Below are 15,809 nucleotides of genomic sequence, written 5' to 3'. Positions count from 1 at the left end.
TGGGATGCTATGATGCGGCGAATTTAAGCCAGAGCCTGCCCGTCGTTATGGATCACCAGCCGCCCAAGCCGCGCAAGAGCATGCATGCCCAGATCGTTCAGGACTTGGGCATGCACATCGTTTCCGGGCGCTTCAAGCCGGAAGAAAGACTGCCCATGGAAGCCACGCTGTGCGAGGAATACAAGGTCAGCCGTTCGGTGTTACGCGAGGCGACGCGGGTGCTCAGCGCCAAGGGCCTGGTGTATTCCAAGCCTCGGGTGGGCGCCGTGGTGCGGCCGCGCTTGAAGTGGCATCTGCTCGACCCGGACGTGCTGTCCTGGTTGATGCAGTCCACGCCCCACAGCGAGTTTTTCAACACCCTGGCCGGGGTGCGGCGCATCCTCGAACCGGAAATTGCCGCCATGGCCGCGACCACCGCCACCGATGAAGACATCGCCACCATCGAAAAAGCCTATGTGGGCATGGAAACCGCGAAAACCCACGAAGACCTGTTGCAGGCCGACCTGGACTTTCACCGCGCCATTGCCGACGCCACCCGCAACGACCTGCTCGCCTATATGTGCAACATGCTGTCGCTGCCGTTGCGCGAGTCGATCAACATCACCAACCGCCGCCCGGATATCCAGGGCCTGAGCCTGCCCCGGCACAAGGCGATCCTCACCGCGATCAAAAACCGCGACGCGCTGGGTGCACGGCATGCATCGTTGGTGCAGTTGGATGACACGCGGGTGGCGCTGGACACGGTGATGAATGTGTTGACGCCGCTATAAGCCGTGTCGACGCTCAGTCCGGCAATCGCACCTTCATCGCGTCGACATTACGGCTGACTTGACCGGAAGTTGGGAAAATTGCGGGTGTTGCTTGACGAAGGTTCTTAGCGACTGTTCCTGGCGGTCTACAACGCATATGCCAATGCTGGGGTAATCCACCGTGCAGGTCGCCAGCGCAAGAAATCCGCAGTTTTTCACGCCATAGATCGCAGCCGGGCGCGCAGCGAGCGGGCAACCGTAGGTCATTTCGCCCACGTAATTGATTTGACCAGTGGTCACGGTAAAGCGCAGGGGTTTTGAATAGGGCCCCATCACGCCGCGACGCGAGCCAAGGTCGCTGACTTCATAAGTGCCCGCAGGCAACCATGCCGAGTAGTAATCCTTAGGACCCCAGCCATAATCCTTGCCGGTGTCCACGTTGCGAAAGTTCATCCAGGTGCCATAAGGCCCGCCCTGGATCAACGCCCCGACGACAAGACCGGCGTTGTCGGCAGAATAGACTGTGGAATCCAGCGCCATTTCGGGTGGCAATGTCGAACAGGCGCTCGCCAACGCCGAGATCCCGATCACAAACAACTTATTTATCGTGTGCATTCAATCCTCGTTCCATCGAAAAAAAATCAAGTTTGCCAGTATGATGCGACATTTATCACCCTCGGCGTTAAGGACGACCCCTTCCATGAGTAATTTTTTTGCCGGCCGCATGCTCGGCGCGACGCTTTTCGCCGTGATGCTCGGCGGCTGCAGTGTGTCGGGCACTTACCCGGATGCCACCGAGCCGGATGCTGCCAAGCTACGGTTTATCAGCGACACGAGCAGTGCCACGCTGAGCGTGATGGATGCGCAGCATTGTGATGGGCAAACCACCGGCATCCTCAACAACCTGTTCCTGGCCAACACCCGTAGGCGGGCCGACATGTCGATGCCGCCGGCCTCCGAAAAAACGCCTTACCTGGAAATCCGGCTGCCCCCGGATAAAGAGCTGCTCCTGCACTTGAATACCCAAGGTACAGGCTCAGTGTGTGGCATGGCGTTCACCCTCACGCCGCAACGCGGTGCGGAATACGAAGTGACGTTCAATCGCGCCGGCAGCCAGTGCGTGACCATGCTTAAACGCCTGCACTCGGTAAAAGGCCAAGTAGTGCGCTCACCGGTCCCGCTGATCAATAAAGGATTACCTGGCTGCGCAGGTGCTAACGCGCTGTTTCCCGTGCCCCCCAAAGGTCTTCCGGCCACCCCGGAACGTGATGCCCTGGTCGAGCAGATTATCTCGCCGAGCATCATCGCGGAAATGAAACCCCAAACCGTTGCCGTCAACGACAGCGCGCGGGCCGAGGCCATTGAGCTGGTGGTCAACAAGCGCAAGGGAGAGATGAACCTTGATTTGCCGGATGCCTATTGGACCCAGTATCGCCAGAACATCGCCAATTACCTGGCTCAAGCCTACGGCGTAAAGGCCGAGGCGCTCGAGCGATACAAGGTTGAGTACCGTGCGCGCCTCTCCCGACTGGATACACCTACGCTGAAAACGCTGGTGCCCGATACCCCGGCAACCGACCTCACTCAGGCATTGGCCGTCAACGGCGCGATGCTGCAGTACTACCGGCAGTTGAATGGATTGCTGGAGAAAGAAGCAATGGCCGACAACTGGGCACACATGGCCGAATTGGATAAGCGTTATGGCGTGTGTGAGCGGTATGCGCAGTGCTGGCAGAATTGAAGGATCTGACGACGCCTTGTGAAACTTAGCGCCAAGGGCTTGGTGTATGCCAAGCCCGGATGGGCGCGGTGGATCAGTCACAGCGTCATCGGCCGGTCTACCGTCATCGGGGCATAGATATCTACACAACTTTGGCGTAGCCCTGAACCTGTGGCGAGGGAGCTTGCTCCCGTGGCGACCTGGCGGCCTATAGCTATCTGACTGATGCCGCGCGATCCAAATGTGGGAGGGGCGGTGCGACGATTCGACTTGCTCCCGATGGCGGCCTGACAGCCGACCAGGATGCTGGATCAGGGCGAGTACATATCCGTTGCTGCGGTAACGGCGGCTTAGGGTTCCGCCCTTACGGCGTCTCACTTTTGAAAAGCGCAAAAGTAAGCAAAACGCTCTTGCCCCACCACTCGGCACCTCGCTTAGGCTCGGTGTGCCCGTAATCCGACAGTGATTTGGGGGCCGCCGCCACGCGCCATCCATGGCGCGGGGCGGCTAAACCGGCATCCCTGCCGGTTTACCCCCCAAATCACTATCGGATTCCGGCCAGCGTGGTTTAACGGGGCGCCTAGATCAAAAGCAAGATCAAGAGCGACTCGCTTCGCATCGTGGTTACTGTTGGCTGCTACAAAGTTGTGTAGATACCTATGGTCATCGGGGGCAAGCCCCCTCCCACATTGAAACTGTGTAGGCCGTTAGAGGGTGTAGGCGATGCCGACCTGCACCGTGCGCGGTGCGCCTGGGTAGGCATATACGTTGCCGAACGCACCTTCTTCATACTCGCGGTTGAACAGGTTTTTCACGTCCAGGTTCAGGCGTACCTGTTCGTTGACCTTGTAATAGCCCAGCAGGTCGACCACGGTGTAGGCGTCCATCGAGAAGGCGGTATTGGCGGTCTGCCCGGCGCGCTGGTCGACGTATTTGCCGCCCACACCGAGGCCCAGGCCCTTGAGGGCGCCGTCCTGGAACTCATAGACGTTGAGCAGGCTGAAGCTGTTGCGCGGGATGTTCAACAAGCGCGTGCCGGAGCGGATGCTGTTGTCCTTGGTGACTTCGGCATCCACGTAGGCATAGCCGCCGATCATGCGCCACTCAGGCGTGAGGTTGCCCGCGACGTTGAGGTCAAAGCCTCGGCTGCGCACTTCACCTGCGGCGACGCTAAACGTGTTGATCACCGGGTCGGTCGTCAGTACGTTTTTCTTGTCGATCTGATAGATCGAAGCGTCGACGCTCAGTTGGCGGTCCAGGGCTTCCCACTTGATCCCCATCTCATAGGACTTGCCCTTTTCCGGCGCGAAGCCACCGCCTTCGCGTGCCGCACCGGTGTTCGGCTTGAACGAACGTGCGGCGTCGGCATACACCGCGACGGTATCGGTGAGGTCGTAGATCACACCCACACGTGGGGTGACGGCGTTTTCTACGCTCTGGAAGGGGTTCACGCGAGGCACGTAACTTTCATAGTCATGTTCAAACCGTTCGAAACGTGCACCGGCCAGGACTTTCAAGCGCTCGGTCAGGGCCACCTGGTCCTGCACGAAGGCCGCGTAGGTCTTGAGGTTTTCCTTGTCATGGGTGGGCGTGCGCGTCAGCGGCGGGCGCGCCTGGCCGTAGACCGGGTTGAAGATATCGATCGGGTAAGTGCCCGCAGTGGCGCTGGAGCGCTGGATGATCGACTTATAGTCGTAGTCTTCGTACTCGATGCCGGTGAGCAGGGTGTGCTCGAAACCAGCGGTGGAGAAATGCCCGGTCAGGTTGAGCTGATAGTCCTTGTCGGTCCACTCCAGCTTGCGGTAGTTGAAGTTGCGTTCCAGGGTACGGCCATCGGCGCCCAGGCCGTTTGCCTCGATCGCGTTGCCCTTCAACGTCCCGTCCAACCATTGGAAACCGCCACCCAACGTCCAGTTGTCATTGAGCGCATGCTCGAAACGCAACTGCGCCATGTTGTTGTCGTTGTGCAGCTTGCCTACGTCCTTGTCGCCCCAGAACGTCTCGCGCGACGGCGTGCCTCGCTGATTCGGGTAGCGCGTCAGGCCACGGTCCAAGGGGGCATTGTTGCGCATGAAGTCGCCTTCGAAGATCACCTTGGTGTCATCGCTGGCCTGCCAGGTGAGCACCGGTGTCACGCCGTAGCGTTCGGTCTCGACGTGATCGCGAAAAGTGTCGCCGCCCTCGCCCACCACGTTCAGGCGATAGGCCAGGCGGCCTGCTTCGTCCAGCGGGCCGGAGGCATCCAGGGTGCCGCGCTTCATGCCTTGGTCATTGACTTGGCTGCCCAGGGTGACGCTGCGTTCGGCCAGCGGCTGCTTGGACACCACGTTGAACGTGCCACCGGGGTCGCCACGGCCGTAGAGCATAGTCGCCGGGCCGCGCAACACCTCGAGACGCTCGATGGTATTGGCATCCGGCATGTTCGGGTAACCGCGATTGATCGGGAAACCGTTGCGGTAGAACTCACCGGTGGTAAAGCCGCGCACGGTGAAGGTGGTCAGGCCCTGGCCACCGAAGTTGTTGGCGCGCCCGACCCCACCGGCATAGTCAAGGGCATCCTGCAGGCGCGTTGCACCGATGTCTTCGACCACATCCCTGGACACCACGCTGATGGACTGCGGGGTTTCATGAATCGAGGTGTCGGTGCGCGTCGCACTGGCTGATCGCGTGGCGTGATAGCCCTGCACCGGGCCCTGGGCTGACTCAAAATCCGCCGTGGCGGTCACATTGGTTGCTTGCAGCTCGATACCGGCTTTTTCAGCGGGAACCTCTTCTGCCCAGGTAAAAGAGGAAAACGCCTGAAGCACACAGATGGAAATCAGGGTACGACGCATGGATGTTGAACCTAGTGAATGAGCCAGATGGGGCGGAAAACCTGCCAAGAATTCGCCGCGCATCATATATCAACGCATTCGCGTTTGACATCCGTTCTCATTTGTTATTTTCGCGTATGGCTTTTGTATCCAGTGACTCGGTATTCCTGATGTCCATAAACCAAATGTGGGAGGGGGCTTGCCCCCGATAGCGGTGGATCAACCAGACAATCTGGTACTGACCCACCGCTATCGGGAGCAAGCCCCCTCCCACAATTTTACCGAGTCGCTAGCTCAGCGATAACGTTCCAACCAATGCGCGTAAGGCGCCGGCAAGGTCCAGGACGACTTGTCCACGCCCAGTTCCTTGGCCGCAAAGTACGCCCAATGCGGATCGGCCAAGTGCGCGCGGCCCACGGAGACCAGGTCAAGATGCCCGGCCTGCAGCGCGCCTTCGGCCAGTTGCGGTGTACCAAAGCCCCACGCCGAGGTCACCGGAATACCGGCTTCACGGCGCACACGTTCGGCAATCGGCCCCATGAACGCCGGGCCCCATGGGATGTTGGTGTCGGGAATGGTGAACCCAACGCTGACGCTGAGCAGGTCCAGGCCACCGGCCTTGAATCGGCGGGCCAGTTCGATGGACTCGGTGAGGGTCTGCTCATCACGGCCGTCGTACTCGATCACGCCGAAGCGAGCGGTGAGCGGCAGGTTTTCCGGCCAGACTTCACGCACGGCGGCCAGGGTTTCCAGGAGGAAGCGGCTGCGGTTGTCGAAGCTGCCACCGTAGGCGTCGGTACGCTGGTTGGAGTGTTCGGAGAAAAAGCTCTGGCCCAGGTAGCCATGGGCGAAGTGCAGCTCGATCCATTCAAAACCGGCGTCACGGGCGCGGCGGGCGGCGTCGACGAAGTCTTGCTGGACGCGGGCGATGTCCTCCAGGGTCATGGCACGCGGTACGTTGGGCAGGTTCGCGCCGAATGCAATAGCCGACGGGGCGATGGTTTCCCAGCTGCGGGCATCGGAGGCCGGGATGTGGTCGTCGCCTTCCCATGGACGGTTGGCGCTGGCTTTGCGGCCGGCGTGGGCAATCTGGATACCGGGTACGGAACCTGCAGCCTTGATCGCCTTGACCATCGGCACGAACGCCTCGGCATGGGCATCGCTCCAGATACCGGCGCAGCCTGGGGTGATACGCCCTTCCGGCGCGACGGCAGTGGCCTCGACCACCAGCAGGCCGGCACCGCCACGGGCCATGCCGGCCAGGTGCACGTGGTGCCAGTCATTGACCATGCCGTCGTCGGCCATGTATTGGCACATCGGCGGGATGGCAATGCGATTGCGCAAGATAACGTCTTTGAGTTTGAACGGTTCGAACAAAGCGGACATCAGATACTCCGGATAAGCGTGCGTGATTCGATAGTTCGATGGTAATCGAACTATGGTATTCAACGCTACCCCGCTGTTATGATCCGCGCCATGCGAGCCTTCAAACACCCTACCCCGCAAGAGCTGACACTTGAGCGCGTGCTCTACGCCCTCAGCGACCCCGTGCGCCTGGACATCGTGCGCTGCCTGGCCGGCGTGCCCGAAGCCAGTTGTGGCGAACTGGACGGCGGGCGCCCCAAATCGAGCATGTCCCACCACTTCAGGGTGTTACGCGATGCGGGCCTGGTGAACACCCGCAATGTCGGCACCACCCACATGAACTCATTGCGTCGCGAAGAGCTCGAAGGCCGCTTCCCCGGCTTGCTGGCGAGTGTGCTTGCCCAGCGCTGAACACCGGCCCCTGGGCTTCAGGCCGTGACCGGCCGCAGCGGCGCGCCATCCAGATGCACACAGTCTTTGCCGTTGCGCTTGGCGCCATACAGGTTTTTGTCGGCTAACTTGAGCACCGTCGACAATTCGTCACCTGCCGAAAAGCGCGCCATGCCGGCACTGCACGTGTAGTTGTGAGGCGGGGCGACGCTGCAGCGGATCGCCTGCAACAAATCCAGCACAAACTCGCCGGCCAGCGCCGGGTCATCGCCCTGCAACAACACGCCGAACTCTTCCCCACCGATTCGTCCAAAGCTGTGGCTGCCCTTGGCATTTTTCAGGCAGAGCGCCATGGCGCGCAAGATCTTATCGCCGACGTCGTGGCCGTACAGGTCGTTCTTGGCCTTGAAACTGTCGATATCCAACATGATGAAGTAGCCGCCCTGGCCGCTGTCGAGCAACTTTTCGAAGCTTTGCATGAACGCGCGCCGGTTGAGGATAGAGGTCAGGTAATCGGTCTCGGCCAAGGCGCGAAACTCACTCTCCACCAGCAACACCGAACGCAGGTTCTTCAAGTATGAGTAACTCAGGATGAAACCAATCGACACCGACGACGCGCAAAATATCAGCAGGTAACTTTGGGTTGCGGCATAGAGTTCGGCCTGCATCGGCGACCACAGGATAAGCCAGACCGACAAGGCGCCGACCAGATAATCCTGGACACTGATAAACAGGATCGCGCTGCCGACCACCAGGGTGACGGCCAGGGGCAAGCCGTAGATACGCAATGGCGGATTCAAGTGAATGATGTAGGCAAACCCCACCGACAACAGCACGATATAGATCACCCCCAGCGACCGCCACAACAGGAAGTTCGTCGTCAGCGAATGAACACGGCACACAACTAACAGGCCGAGGGTGACGCTCAACACATACGGGTCGAACAGCATGGCCTGGATCAAGCCGATACCAATCCAGGCGATGATGCCTATCCATTCGGCTTGCGTTACCGCAGGCGACAGCAACCGGCGCATCCTGGGCCTTAACTTCAAGTGAGCAGGCATCCCTACGCTCCCATTTCAATAGCATGCAGGCCAACCGCAAATGAAAAGGCCATGAACCGCTTTACCAGGCTGACAAAGGGCGGCAAAACTTCCAGCCGGGTCTTGGAGTGCGCTTTGAAATAGCCTTTTTCCACGCCCTCCTGCACCATTCGAATAATGTGGGTCTTGGACACCGAAAGTTGCTTGGCCAATGCCAGATACGAAGATGACCTGAACGTTGCCCGGTCATTTTCCGGCGCAAAGGCATCGTTATAAATGGCCAGCATCAACAGGTGCCCGGCGTCTCTTTTCACCAGCCAGTAACACTCGGGCAGCAATACATCGACCGTGAGGTCGGCGTCGAGAATGATGGCAAACCCCTTGAAGTAAAGGGCCAGGAAACCGCGGTCATCCAACTCACGCAATTGTTGAAAAATCGCCCTCTCGGGATACAGCCGCGCCAACGACTCCGTGAGGGAGGTCAACATCAGGCGCGCTTCACGGCAGGCTTCGTCCGAGGGCGCGTACACCCTGAAGCGACTGTCTTCGGGGTGCGGCGCAACCTCCATGAAGCCCAGCGCACGAAACAACAGAAAGATCGATTCCAGGCTGTTTTTCGAACAATACCTGCGCGTGACGCACAGGTTTTTTACTTCGGACAACAACGGCAGCGGTGTGGCGAAGTACTCGCTCAATAACGCAAACGACACCATCAAACGGCTGTATTTAAGTGCACTCTTATAGAAAAACGGTCGTCTGGAATAGGGCACGAGCAGCACGTGGTAATGCGCTCTCAAGCACGATTCAAAATCCCTATGACGTTCGAGCGCTTGCGCGGTATTACACATAGCCGACTTCAACGAACTGACATGCATGAAAGAGCCCTGATCATCCAACTTGATTCCACTGATCTCAGCTACGAAATCCCTGCAGCCCGGCCCCAAAACAAATCACGTGGTAAACCCTGCGGTTAATGGCTTTTTGCCTCGGCGCAATGTACAGCGATTGCCGCGCCAGACGACATCAGTACCAAAGTTGTTCCAGATTTCCCGAACCGGGTCCCGTCAGGCGAACCTTCACCCGTCTACGGCGTCGTAACCTGGCACTGTTGCCAACCGCACGCCGCGAGGTTCTCGTTTGAAAGCTGCCCTTCTCAAGAAATACCGCCTGATCATCAAGACCATGGGCTATGTGGGCTGGGCCCTGTTCTGGCTGTTGCTGTGGGATATCGCCGTCACGGTGGATTTCATGCTGTTCCTCAACTCCAAGATCAACCTGCCGCTGATGCCCCTGACCTTGCTGGGTTCGGCACTGGTGGTGTTGATCAGTTTCCGTAACAGCAGCGCCTACAACCGCTGGTGGGAAGCGCGCACCTTATGGGGCTCGATGGTCAACAACTCGCGCAGCTTCGCCCGCCAGGTACTGACCCTGCTGGACGATCCCGACAGCGAAGTGAACCCGATCAAATCCACGCTGTTGCGTCGTCATGTGGCCTATGTGAATTGCCTGGCCGCGCACCTCAAGGGCGAGCCCTGCCCGGAGGAAGTGCGCGCGTTCATCCCTGACGCGGAATTCGCCCGCAATGGCGCCACCAACAACTTCGCCAACGACATTCTCACAGGCTCAGCCGCCTTGCTGGCCCGGGAATACAAGGCCGGTCACCTGGACAGCATCCGCCTGGCGCGGCTGGAGTCGACGCTGGTGGACCTGTCCAATGCCCAGGGCGGCATGGAGCGGATCGCCAACACGCCGCTGCCCTACCCTTACGTGTATTTTCCACGTCTGTTCATCTCGCTGTTCTGCCTGATCGTGCCCGTGGGCCTGGTGGAATCCCTCGGCTGGTTCACCCCGCTGGCGTCCACGGTGGTGGGTTTCATGCTGCTGGCCATCGAACGCATCGGTACCGACCTGCAAAGCCCGTTTCGCTCCAGTGAACATCAGATTCAAATGGAAGCGATCTGCGAAACCATCGAGAAGAACCTGCAGTCGATGCGCCGTGACGCCCTGGCCGGTGACCAGATCGGCTGATTGCCCCCCTCCCCTCAAGTGCCGCCGCCCTCGGTCGATATACCGAGGGTAAGCATGACCATGTCCTCATAAAACGCATGCGACTCACAGCACGACCGTTTTCTCCCTTGCCAAAACTATAAATACCCGCGGGTGAAGTCATGAATATCAAGCAGAAGCTGACATGGGCGTTTGCGGCCATCGCGTGCCTCCCGGTCGTCCTGGTCGCGATGATCGTGGTGCTGAATGTGCGCGAAGGCGCCCTCGCCAACTTTCTCGACAGCAGCGGCCGCGAGATCCGCCAGATCGACAATGGCATGAAGCAGTTTTTCGACGGCATCAGCCAGAACGTCGAGTACGTGGCCAAGGACCCGCGCGTTATCGCGGCCAAGGACCTGAAGAGCTACGCCAGCGCGGACGCCGCGCAAATCCCGCTCACACCGACCAACACCGAACTGCTGGCGATTTTCGACCAGTTCGCCAAAAGCCATCCCAGCACTGCCTACCTGTCCCTGGGCCTGCGCGACGGCGGCTACGCCAGCTGGCCGGACGACACCAAACTGACCAACTACGACCCACGCGTGCGCCCCTGGTACCAGGCGGCCATTGCTGCGCCGGGCAAGACCGTGCGCACCGGTGCCTATTACTGGGCACCGGACGATGTGGTGCTGATCGGTACCGTACATACCGTCGCCGACACCACTGGCAACATCCTTGGCGTAGTCGGCCTGGACGTGTCGCTCAAGCAGCTCACCGAACTGGTGCGCACCATCAAGTTGGGCGACAGCGGCTACCTGATGCTGGTGGAAGGCAACGGCAACGTGCTGGTAGACCCCAGCGATGCCAAGCACAACTTCAAGCCCCTGGCCGACCTGGGGCCCAACTACGCCGAACTGGCCAAGGGCGGCGACGGCGTGACCCGGATCGACATCGACGGCGTGGCCTATATGGCCAACGTGGTCAGCTCCAAAGACCTGGGCTGGCGCTTTATCGGCCTGATCAAGCGTGACGAAGTGATGGCGGGCGCCACCCGCCTGACGTGGTTGATCGCCGCCATCGCCGCCGTCTTGGCGGCGGTATTCGCCATCGTCGGCGCCAGTTTCGCCCGCGTGATCGTGCGTCCGATTCGCGGCGTGGCCGACGGCCTGCAGGAAATTGCCGAAGGTGAAGGCGACCTCACGCGCCAGCTCAAGGTGCAGGGCAAGGACGAAACCGCCAGCCTGGCCGGTTGGTTCAACCAGTTCCTGAGCATGATCGCCCAGTTGGTGCAGCGCATCGGCAACGCGTCTTCGGACCTGCAAACCGCCGCCGCCGACACCCGTGAAGTGGCCAATAACATGAACCAGGCCGCCGGCCGCCAACGCGAAGCCGTGGAACTGGTGAGCACCGCCTTCAACGAAATGGTGGCCACCGCCAATGAAGTGGCGCGCTCGTGCAGCGCCGCCGCGTCGAGTGCCGACGAAGGCTATCGCGACGTACACAACGGCCAGCAGCACATCGGCGAAGCCACCGGCAGCGTGCTCAAGCTCAGCGAAGACCTGCAGAAATCCACGCAGACCATGCAGTTGCTCGAACAAGACAGCCAGAACATCAACGCCATCCTCGATACCATCCGCTCGATTGCCGAACAGACCAACCTGCTGGCACTCAACGCTGCGATTGAAGCCGCACGCGCCGGCGATCAGGGCCGAGGGTTCGCCGTGGTCGCCGACGAAGTCCGCGCCCTCGCCCGCCGCACCGCCGACTCCACCGGCGAGATCGACAGCCTGCTGGGCAATCTCGCCCGCCGCACCAAGGAAGTCACCCAGCAGATGCAAAGCAGCCTGCAGGGCTCGCATACCAGCGTGGAACGCATCCAGCAGGCCCGCGACAGCTTTGACAAGATTCGCGGTTCGGTGGACTCGATTCGCGACCAGAACACCCAGATCGCCACCGCCGCCGAAGAGCAGCACCAAGTGGCCGAAGAGATCAACCGGCACATCGCGCAGATTCATGCCGATGCGCAGTTGGTTGAAGAGTTTGCCCATACGGCGCAGAGCGGGTCGGGGCGTTTGACCGACATCTCCGGTCAGCTCAACGGCCTGGTGGGCCGCTTCAAGTTCTGACGTCCTCTCCCAAGACAGGCGGTGAGCCCTTCACCGCCTGATCGCTGCATAACCCCCCTCCTCAACAAACCCACGCACGCTTGCCTGGGATCTTGCCGCACGCCTATTGCGCTTCTCGTATTATGGTATACCATCATACGCAGACCCTCACTTAGACGGAGCAGCCCATGAGTTTCGAAATCCGCAAGATCGTCAGTTATGTAGAAGAGACCTTTATCGAGGGCGGCAAAGCCTCCGACACGCCCGTGAAAATGGTCGGCCTGGCCGTGGTACTGAAAAACCCCTGGCTGGGCCGTGGTTTCGTCGAAGACCTGAAGCCGGAGATCCGCGCTAACTGCTCCGACCTCGGCGCGCTGATGGTCGAGCGCCTGGTGGGCATCATCGGCGGTGCCGACAAGATCGAGGCCTACGGCAAAGCGGCCGTGGTAGGCGCCGATGGCGAGATCGAACATGCGAGTGCGATCATCCATACCCTGCGCTTCGGCAACCACTACCGTGACGCCGTCAAGGCCAAAAGCTACCTGAGCTTCACCAACAAGCGCGGCGGCCCGGGTACCTCGATCCAGATTCCAATGATGCACAAGGACGACGAAGGCCTGCGTTCGCACTACATCACCCTGGAAATGCAAATTGAAGACGCGCCGCGCGCTGACGAAATCGTCGTCGTGCTGGGCTGCGCCGATGGCGGTCGCCTGCACCCACGGATCGGCAACCGTTACATCGACCTGGAAGAGCTGGCGGCTGAAAAAGCCCAGTAAGCGACACCGGCCATAACAAAAAGCATGCAGGAGCGCTCCATGATTCGGCTCACCGCTGAACGCACCCCGGCAGGTACCAGTTACCTGGCGACCGGCCAAGGCCAGCCTGTGGTTTTGATCCACGGCGTGGGCCTGAACAAAGAAATGTGGGGCGGGCAAATCGTTGGCCTGGCCACCAATTACCATGTGATCAGCTATGACATGCTCGGCCATGGCGCCAGCCCGCGCCCGGCCGCCGGCACACCGTTGCTCGGCTATGCGGACCAGTTGCTGGAACTGCTCGACCACCTGCAACTGCCCCAGGCCACGGTGATCGGGTTTTCCATGGGCGGCCTGGTTGCCCGGGCGTTTGCCCTGCATTACCCCGACCGTCTAAAAAGCCTGGTGGTGCTCAACAGTGTATTCAACCGCAGCCCCGAGCAGCGTGCCGGCGTGATCGCGCGCACGGCCCAGGCCGCCGAGCACGGGCCGGATGCGAATGCGGAAGCGGCGCTGTCGCGCTGGTTCAGCCGTGAATATCAGGCGGCCAACCCGGCGCAGATCGCCGCGTTGCGCCAGACCCTGGCGGGCAATGATCCCCAGGGCTACCTCACCACCTACGAGCTGTTTGCGACCCAGGACATGTACCGCGCCGACGACCTCAAGGGGTTGCGCGTGCCCACCCTGGTCGCCACCGGCGAACTGGACCCCGGCTCGACGCCGGAAATGGCCCGGCAACTGGCCGACCGTATTCCCGGCGCCACGGTTGCGGTGCTGGCCGAGCAACGGCATATGATGCCGGTGGAATCACCGCGCCTGGTCAATAGCCTGCTGCTGGGGTTCCTCGACACCGTGTACGCCCAAAACAATCCAATAAAGGGGATCGTTGCATGACACTCGCACGCTTCCAGATGTGCATCGGCGGTGAATGGGTCGATGCCCTGTCCGGCAAGACTTTCGAAAGCCTCAACCCGGCCCTGGCCGAACCCTGGGCGCAATTGCCCGATGCCGATGAAGCCGACGTGGACCGCGCCGTACAGGCCGCGCAATCGGCTTTCGATAGCCCGGCCTGGCGCAGCCTCAGCGCCACAGCACGGGGCAAATTGCTGCGCCGCCTGGGTGACTTGATCGCCGAAAACACAGAACAACTGGCGCAGCTGGAAAGCCGCGACAACGGCAAACTGATCCGCGAGACCCGTGGCCAGGTGAGCTATCTGCCGGAGTTCTTCCACTACACCGCAGGCCTGGCCGACAAGCTCGAAGGCGGCACCTTGCCGCTGGACAAACCGGACCTGTTCGCCTACACGGTCCACGAAGCCATGGGCGTGGTCGCCGCGATCATTCCGTGGAACAGCCCGCTGTACCTGACGGCGATCAAACTCGCGCCGGCCCTGGCGGCGGGCAATACCATCGTGATCAAACCCTCGGAGCACGCTTCGGCAACCGTCCTGGAGCTGGCGCGCCTGGCGCTGGAAGCCGGGATTCCACCAGGCGTGGTCAACGTGGTGACCGGCTACGGCCCGAGCACCGGCGCCGCCCTTACCCGCCACCCGCTGGTACGCAAGATCGCCTTTACCGGCGGCGCGGCCACGGCACGGCATGTGGTGCGCAGCAGCGCGGAGAACTTCGCCAAGCTGTCGCTGGAACTGGGCGGCAAATCGCCGAATATCATTTTTGCCGACGCCGACCTCGACAGCGCCATCAACGGTGCAATCGCCGGGATCTACGCGGCGTCAGGGCAAAGCTGCGTGTCCGGTTCGCGCCTGCTGGTGCAGGATGAAATCTACGACGAGTTCGTCGAGCGCCTGGTTGAACGCGCCCAACGCATTCGCATCGGCAACCCGCAGGACGACGCCAGCGAGATGGGCCCCATGGCCACCGCCCAGCAACTGGCCGTGGTCGAAGGCCTGGTGGCGGATGCCATCGCTGAAGGCGCGCGCCTGCGCACCGGTGGCAAGCGCCCGCAGAACCTCGGCGAAGGCTGGTTCTATGAGCCGACGCTGTTCGAGTGCGACACCAATTCGATGAAGATCATGCAGGAAGAAGTGTTCGGCCCAGTGGCTTCGGTGATCCGTTTCAAGGACGAAGCCCAGGCCCTGGCCATCGCCAACGACTCGCAGTTCGGCCTCGCCGCCGGCATCTGGACCCGTGACCTCGGCCGCGCCCATCGCCTGGCACGCGATGTGCGCTCGGGGATCATCTGGGTCAACACCTACCGCGCCGTCTCGGCCATGGCGCCCATCGGCGGCTTCAAGAACAGCGGCTATGGACGCGAAAGCGGCATCGATTCGGTGCTGGCCTACACCGAGCTGAAGACGGTGTGGATCAACCTCTCCCAGGCGCCCATGCCTGATCCCTTTGTGATGCGTTAAGAGACCACAACCATGATCGAACCCGGCATTTACAAAGACGTCATGAGCTCGTTTCCTTCGGGCGTCACGGTGGTCACCACCCTCGACCCGGACGGCGGCATCGTCGGCATCACCGCCAGCGCCTTCAGTGCGCTGTCGATCGACCCGGCCCTGGTGCTGTTCTGCCCCAACTACGCGTCGGACACCTACCCGATCCTGCGCGACAGCAAGCGCTTCGCGATCCACCTGCTATCCGCCGGCCAGACCGCCGAAGCCTATGCCTTCGCCAGCAAAGGCAAGGAAAAGGCCAAGGGCATCGAGTGGCATCTCAGCGAGCTGGGCAACCCGCTGCTGGCCAACGCCACGGCCATCATCGAGTGCGAGTTGTGGCGCGAATACGACGGCGGCGACCACGCGATCATTGTCGGTGCGGTGAAGAACCTGATCCTGCCCACACAGCCGGTCACGCCGATGATCTATCACAAGGGCAAGCTGGGCCCACTGCCGACCCTGGCCTGAGGAGCGCTGA

At 61.0% G+C, this 15,809-nt stretch carries 13 protein-coding genes and 2 pseudogenes; 10 read left to right on the top strand and 5 right to left on the bottom strand.

Annotated features, from left to right (window positions below):
- Positions 1-47: 47 nt before the first annotated feature.
- Positions 48-770: a FadR/GntR family transcriptional regulator gene (locus tag C4J87_RS10540; RefSeq protein ID WP_124362468.1), complete on the top strand. Its 723-nt coding sequence runs from the start codon at positions 48-50 to the stop codon at positions 768-770.
- Between the two features lie 33 nt (positions 771-803).
- On the opposite strand, the gene C4J87_RS10535 is transcribed toward C4J87_RS10540, so the two are convergent.
- The gene (locus C4J87_RS10535; protein WP_124366716.1) at positions 804-1,364 is read right to left on the bottom strand and encodes a hypothetical protein; all 561 of its coding nucleotides are present in this window, start codon (positions 1,362-1,364) and stop codon (positions 804-806) included.
- A gap of 85 nt (positions 1,365-1,449) precedes the next feature.
- Here C4J87_RS10535 and C4J87_RS10530 point away from each other — a divergent pair, with 85 nt between their 5' ends.
- Positions 1,450-2,490, top strand: a complete 1,041-nt coding sequence (locus tag C4J87_RS10530; protein WP_124366715.1) for a hypothetical protein — start codon at positions 1,450-1,452, stop codon at positions 2,488-2,490.
- Between the two features lie 686 nt (positions 2,491-3,176).
- Here C4J87_RS10530 and C4J87_RS10525 read toward each other — a convergent pair.
- Together C4J87_RS10525 and C4J87_RS10520 are read right to left on the bottom strand one after the other, a co-directional pair.
- Positions 3,177-5,303, bottom strand: a complete 2,127-nt coding sequence (locus C4J87_RS10525) for a TonB-dependent siderophore receptor (protein ID WP_124366714.1) — start codon at positions 5,301-5,303, stop codon at positions 3,177-3,179.
- A 273-nt stretch (positions 5,304-5,576) separates the two neighbouring features.
- Positions 5,577-6,668, bottom strand: a complete 1,092-nt coding sequence (locus tag C4J87_RS10520; protein ID WP_124366713.1) for an NADH:flavin oxidoreductase/NADH oxidase — start codon at positions 6,666-6,668, stop codon at positions 5,577-5,579.
- Positions 6,669-6,758: 90 nt separating this feature from the next.
- Between C4J87_RS10520 and C4J87_RS10515 the strand changes: the two genes are divergently transcribed.
- Positions 6,759-7,058, top strand: a complete 300-nt coding sequence (locus C4J87_RS10515) for a helix-turn-helix transcriptional regulator (RefSeq protein ID WP_124366712.1) — start codon at positions 6,759-6,761, stop codon at positions 7,056-7,058.
- A 17-nt stretch (positions 7,059-7,075) separates the two neighbouring features.
- On the opposite strand, the gene C4J87_RS10510 is transcribed toward C4J87_RS10515, so the two are convergent.
- Both C4J87_RS10510 and C4J87_RS10505 read right to left on the bottom strand, forming a co-directional pair.
- Positions 7,076-8,101, bottom strand: coding sequence for a GGDEF domain-containing protein (locus C4J87_RS10510; RefSeq protein WP_124366711.1), 1,026 nt, complete (start codon positions 8,099-8,101; stop codon positions 7,076-7,078).
- 2 nt (positions 8,102-8,103) lie between these two features.
- Positions 8,104-8,955, bottom strand: coding sequence for a hypothetical protein (locus tag C4J87_RS10505; protein ID WP_177412812.1), 852 nt, complete (start codon positions 8,953-8,955; stop codon positions 8,104-8,106).
- Between the two features lie 262 nt (positions 8,956-9,217).
- Here C4J87_RS10505 and C4J87_RS10500 point away from each other — a divergent pair, with 262 nt between their 5' ends.
- The 7 genes and pseudogenes from C4J87_RS10500 to C4J87_RS10475 all read left to right on the top strand — a co-directional run bounded on the left by C4J87_RS10500 (position 9,218) and on the right by C4J87_RS10475 (position 15,799).
- The gene (locus C4J87_RS10500) at positions 9,218-10,108 is read left to right on the top strand and encodes a bestrophin family protein (protein WP_124362462.1); all 891 of its coding nucleotides are present in this window, start codon (positions 9,218-9,220) and stop codon (positions 10,106-10,108) included.
- A gap of 140 nt (positions 10,109-10,248) precedes the next feature.
- A pseudogene (locus tag C4J87_RS26645) lies at positions 10,249-11,328 on the top strand (cache domain-containing protein); the annotation flags it as partial.
- A gap of 327 nt (positions 11,329-11,655) precedes the next feature.
- Positions 11,656-12,192: pseudogene (locus C4J87_RS26640) on the top strand (methyl-accepting chemotaxis protein); the annotation flags it as partial.
- A 167-nt stretch (positions 12,193-12,359) separates the two neighbouring features.
- A complete protein-coding gene (locus C4J87_RS10490; RefSeq protein WP_124366708.1) occupies positions 12,360-12,950 on the top strand; it encodes an amino acid synthesis family protein in 591 nt (196 codons plus the stop codon).
- Positions 12,951-12,989: 39 nt separating this feature from the next.
- Positions 12,990-13,823, top strand: a complete 834-nt coding sequence (locus tag C4J87_RS10485; RefSeq protein WP_124366707.1) for an alpha/beta fold hydrolase — start codon at positions 12,990-12,992, stop codon at positions 13,821-13,823.
- Positions 13,820-15,301 (top strand): aldehyde dehydrogenase, encoded by a 1,482-nt coding sequence (locus C4J87_RS10480; RefSeq protein WP_124366706.1) that lies wholly within the window; start codon positions 13,820-13,822, stop codon positions 15,299-15,301. The genes C4J87_RS10485 and C4J87_RS10480 overlap by 4 nt, the downstream gene beginning before the upstream one ends.
- 12 nt (positions 15,302-15,313) lie before the next feature.
- The gene (locus tag C4J87_RS10475; RefSeq protein WP_124366705.1) at positions 15,314-15,799 is read left to right on the top strand and encodes a flavin reductase family protein; all 486 of its coding nucleotides are present in this window, start codon (positions 15,314-15,316) and stop codon (positions 15,797-15,799) included.
- The last annotated feature ends 10 nt before the right edge of the window (positions 15,800-15,809 follow it).

The organism is Pseudomonas sp. R1-43-08 (assembly GCF_003852255.1).
In the GTDB taxonomy this organism is placed as follows: domain Bacteria; phylum Pseudomonadota; class Gammaproteobacteria; order Pseudomonadales; family Pseudomonadaceae; genus Aquipseudomonas.
This window is presented reverse-complemented; position numbering and strand designations above follow the sequence as displayed.

Bases quoted from the DNA above. Each gene is read 5' to 3' on its own strand.
- C4J87_RS10505 (WP_177412812.1), bottom strand. From the start codon at position 8,955: ATGCATGTCAGTTCGTTGAAGTCGGCTATGTGTAATACCGCGCAAGCG.
- C4J87_RS10485 (WP_124366707.1), top strand. From the start codon at position 12,990: ATGATTCGGCTCACCGCTGAACGCACCCCGGCAGGTACCAGTTACCTG.
- C4J87_RS10520 (WP_124366713.1), bottom strand. From the start codon at position 6,668: ATGTCCGCTTTGTTCGAACCGTTCAAACTCAAAGACGTTATCTTGCGC.
- C4J87_RS10475 (WP_124366705.1), top strand. From the start codon at position 15,314: ATGATCGAACCCGGCATTTACAAAGACGTCATGAGCTCGTTTCCTTCG.
- C4J87_RS10540 (WP_124362468.1), top strand. From the start codon at position 48: ATGGATCACCAGCCGCCCAAGCCGCGCAAGAGCATGCATGCCCAGATC.
- C4J87_RS10530 (WP_124366715.1), top strand. From the start codon at position 1,450: ATGAGTAATTTTTTTGCCGGCCGCATGCTCGGCGCGACGCTTTTCGCC.
- C4J87_RS10535 (WP_124366716.1), bottom strand. From the start codon at position 1,364: ATGCACACGATAAATAAGTTGTTTGTGATCGGGATCTCGGCGTTGGCG.
- C4J87_RS10525 (WP_124366714.1), bottom strand. From the start codon at position 5,303: ATGCGTCGTACCCTGATTTCCATCTGTGTGCTTCAGGCGTTTTCCTCT.
- C4J87_RS10515 (WP_124366712.1), top strand. From the start codon at position 6,759: ATGCGAGCCTTCAAACACCCTACCCCGCAAGAGCTGACACTTGAGCGC.
- C4J87_RS10480 (WP_124366706.1), top strand. From the start codon at position 13,820: ATGACACTCGCACGCTTCCAGATGTGCATCGGCGGTGAATGGGTCGAT.
- C4J87_RS10510 (WP_124366711.1), bottom strand. From the start codon at position 8,101: ATGCCTGCTCACTTGAAGTTAAGGCCCAGGATGCGCCGGTTGCTGTCG.
- C4J87_RS10490 (WP_124366708.1), top strand. From the start codon at position 12,360: ATGAGTTTCGAAATCCGCAAGATCGTCAGTTATGTAGAAGAGACCTTT.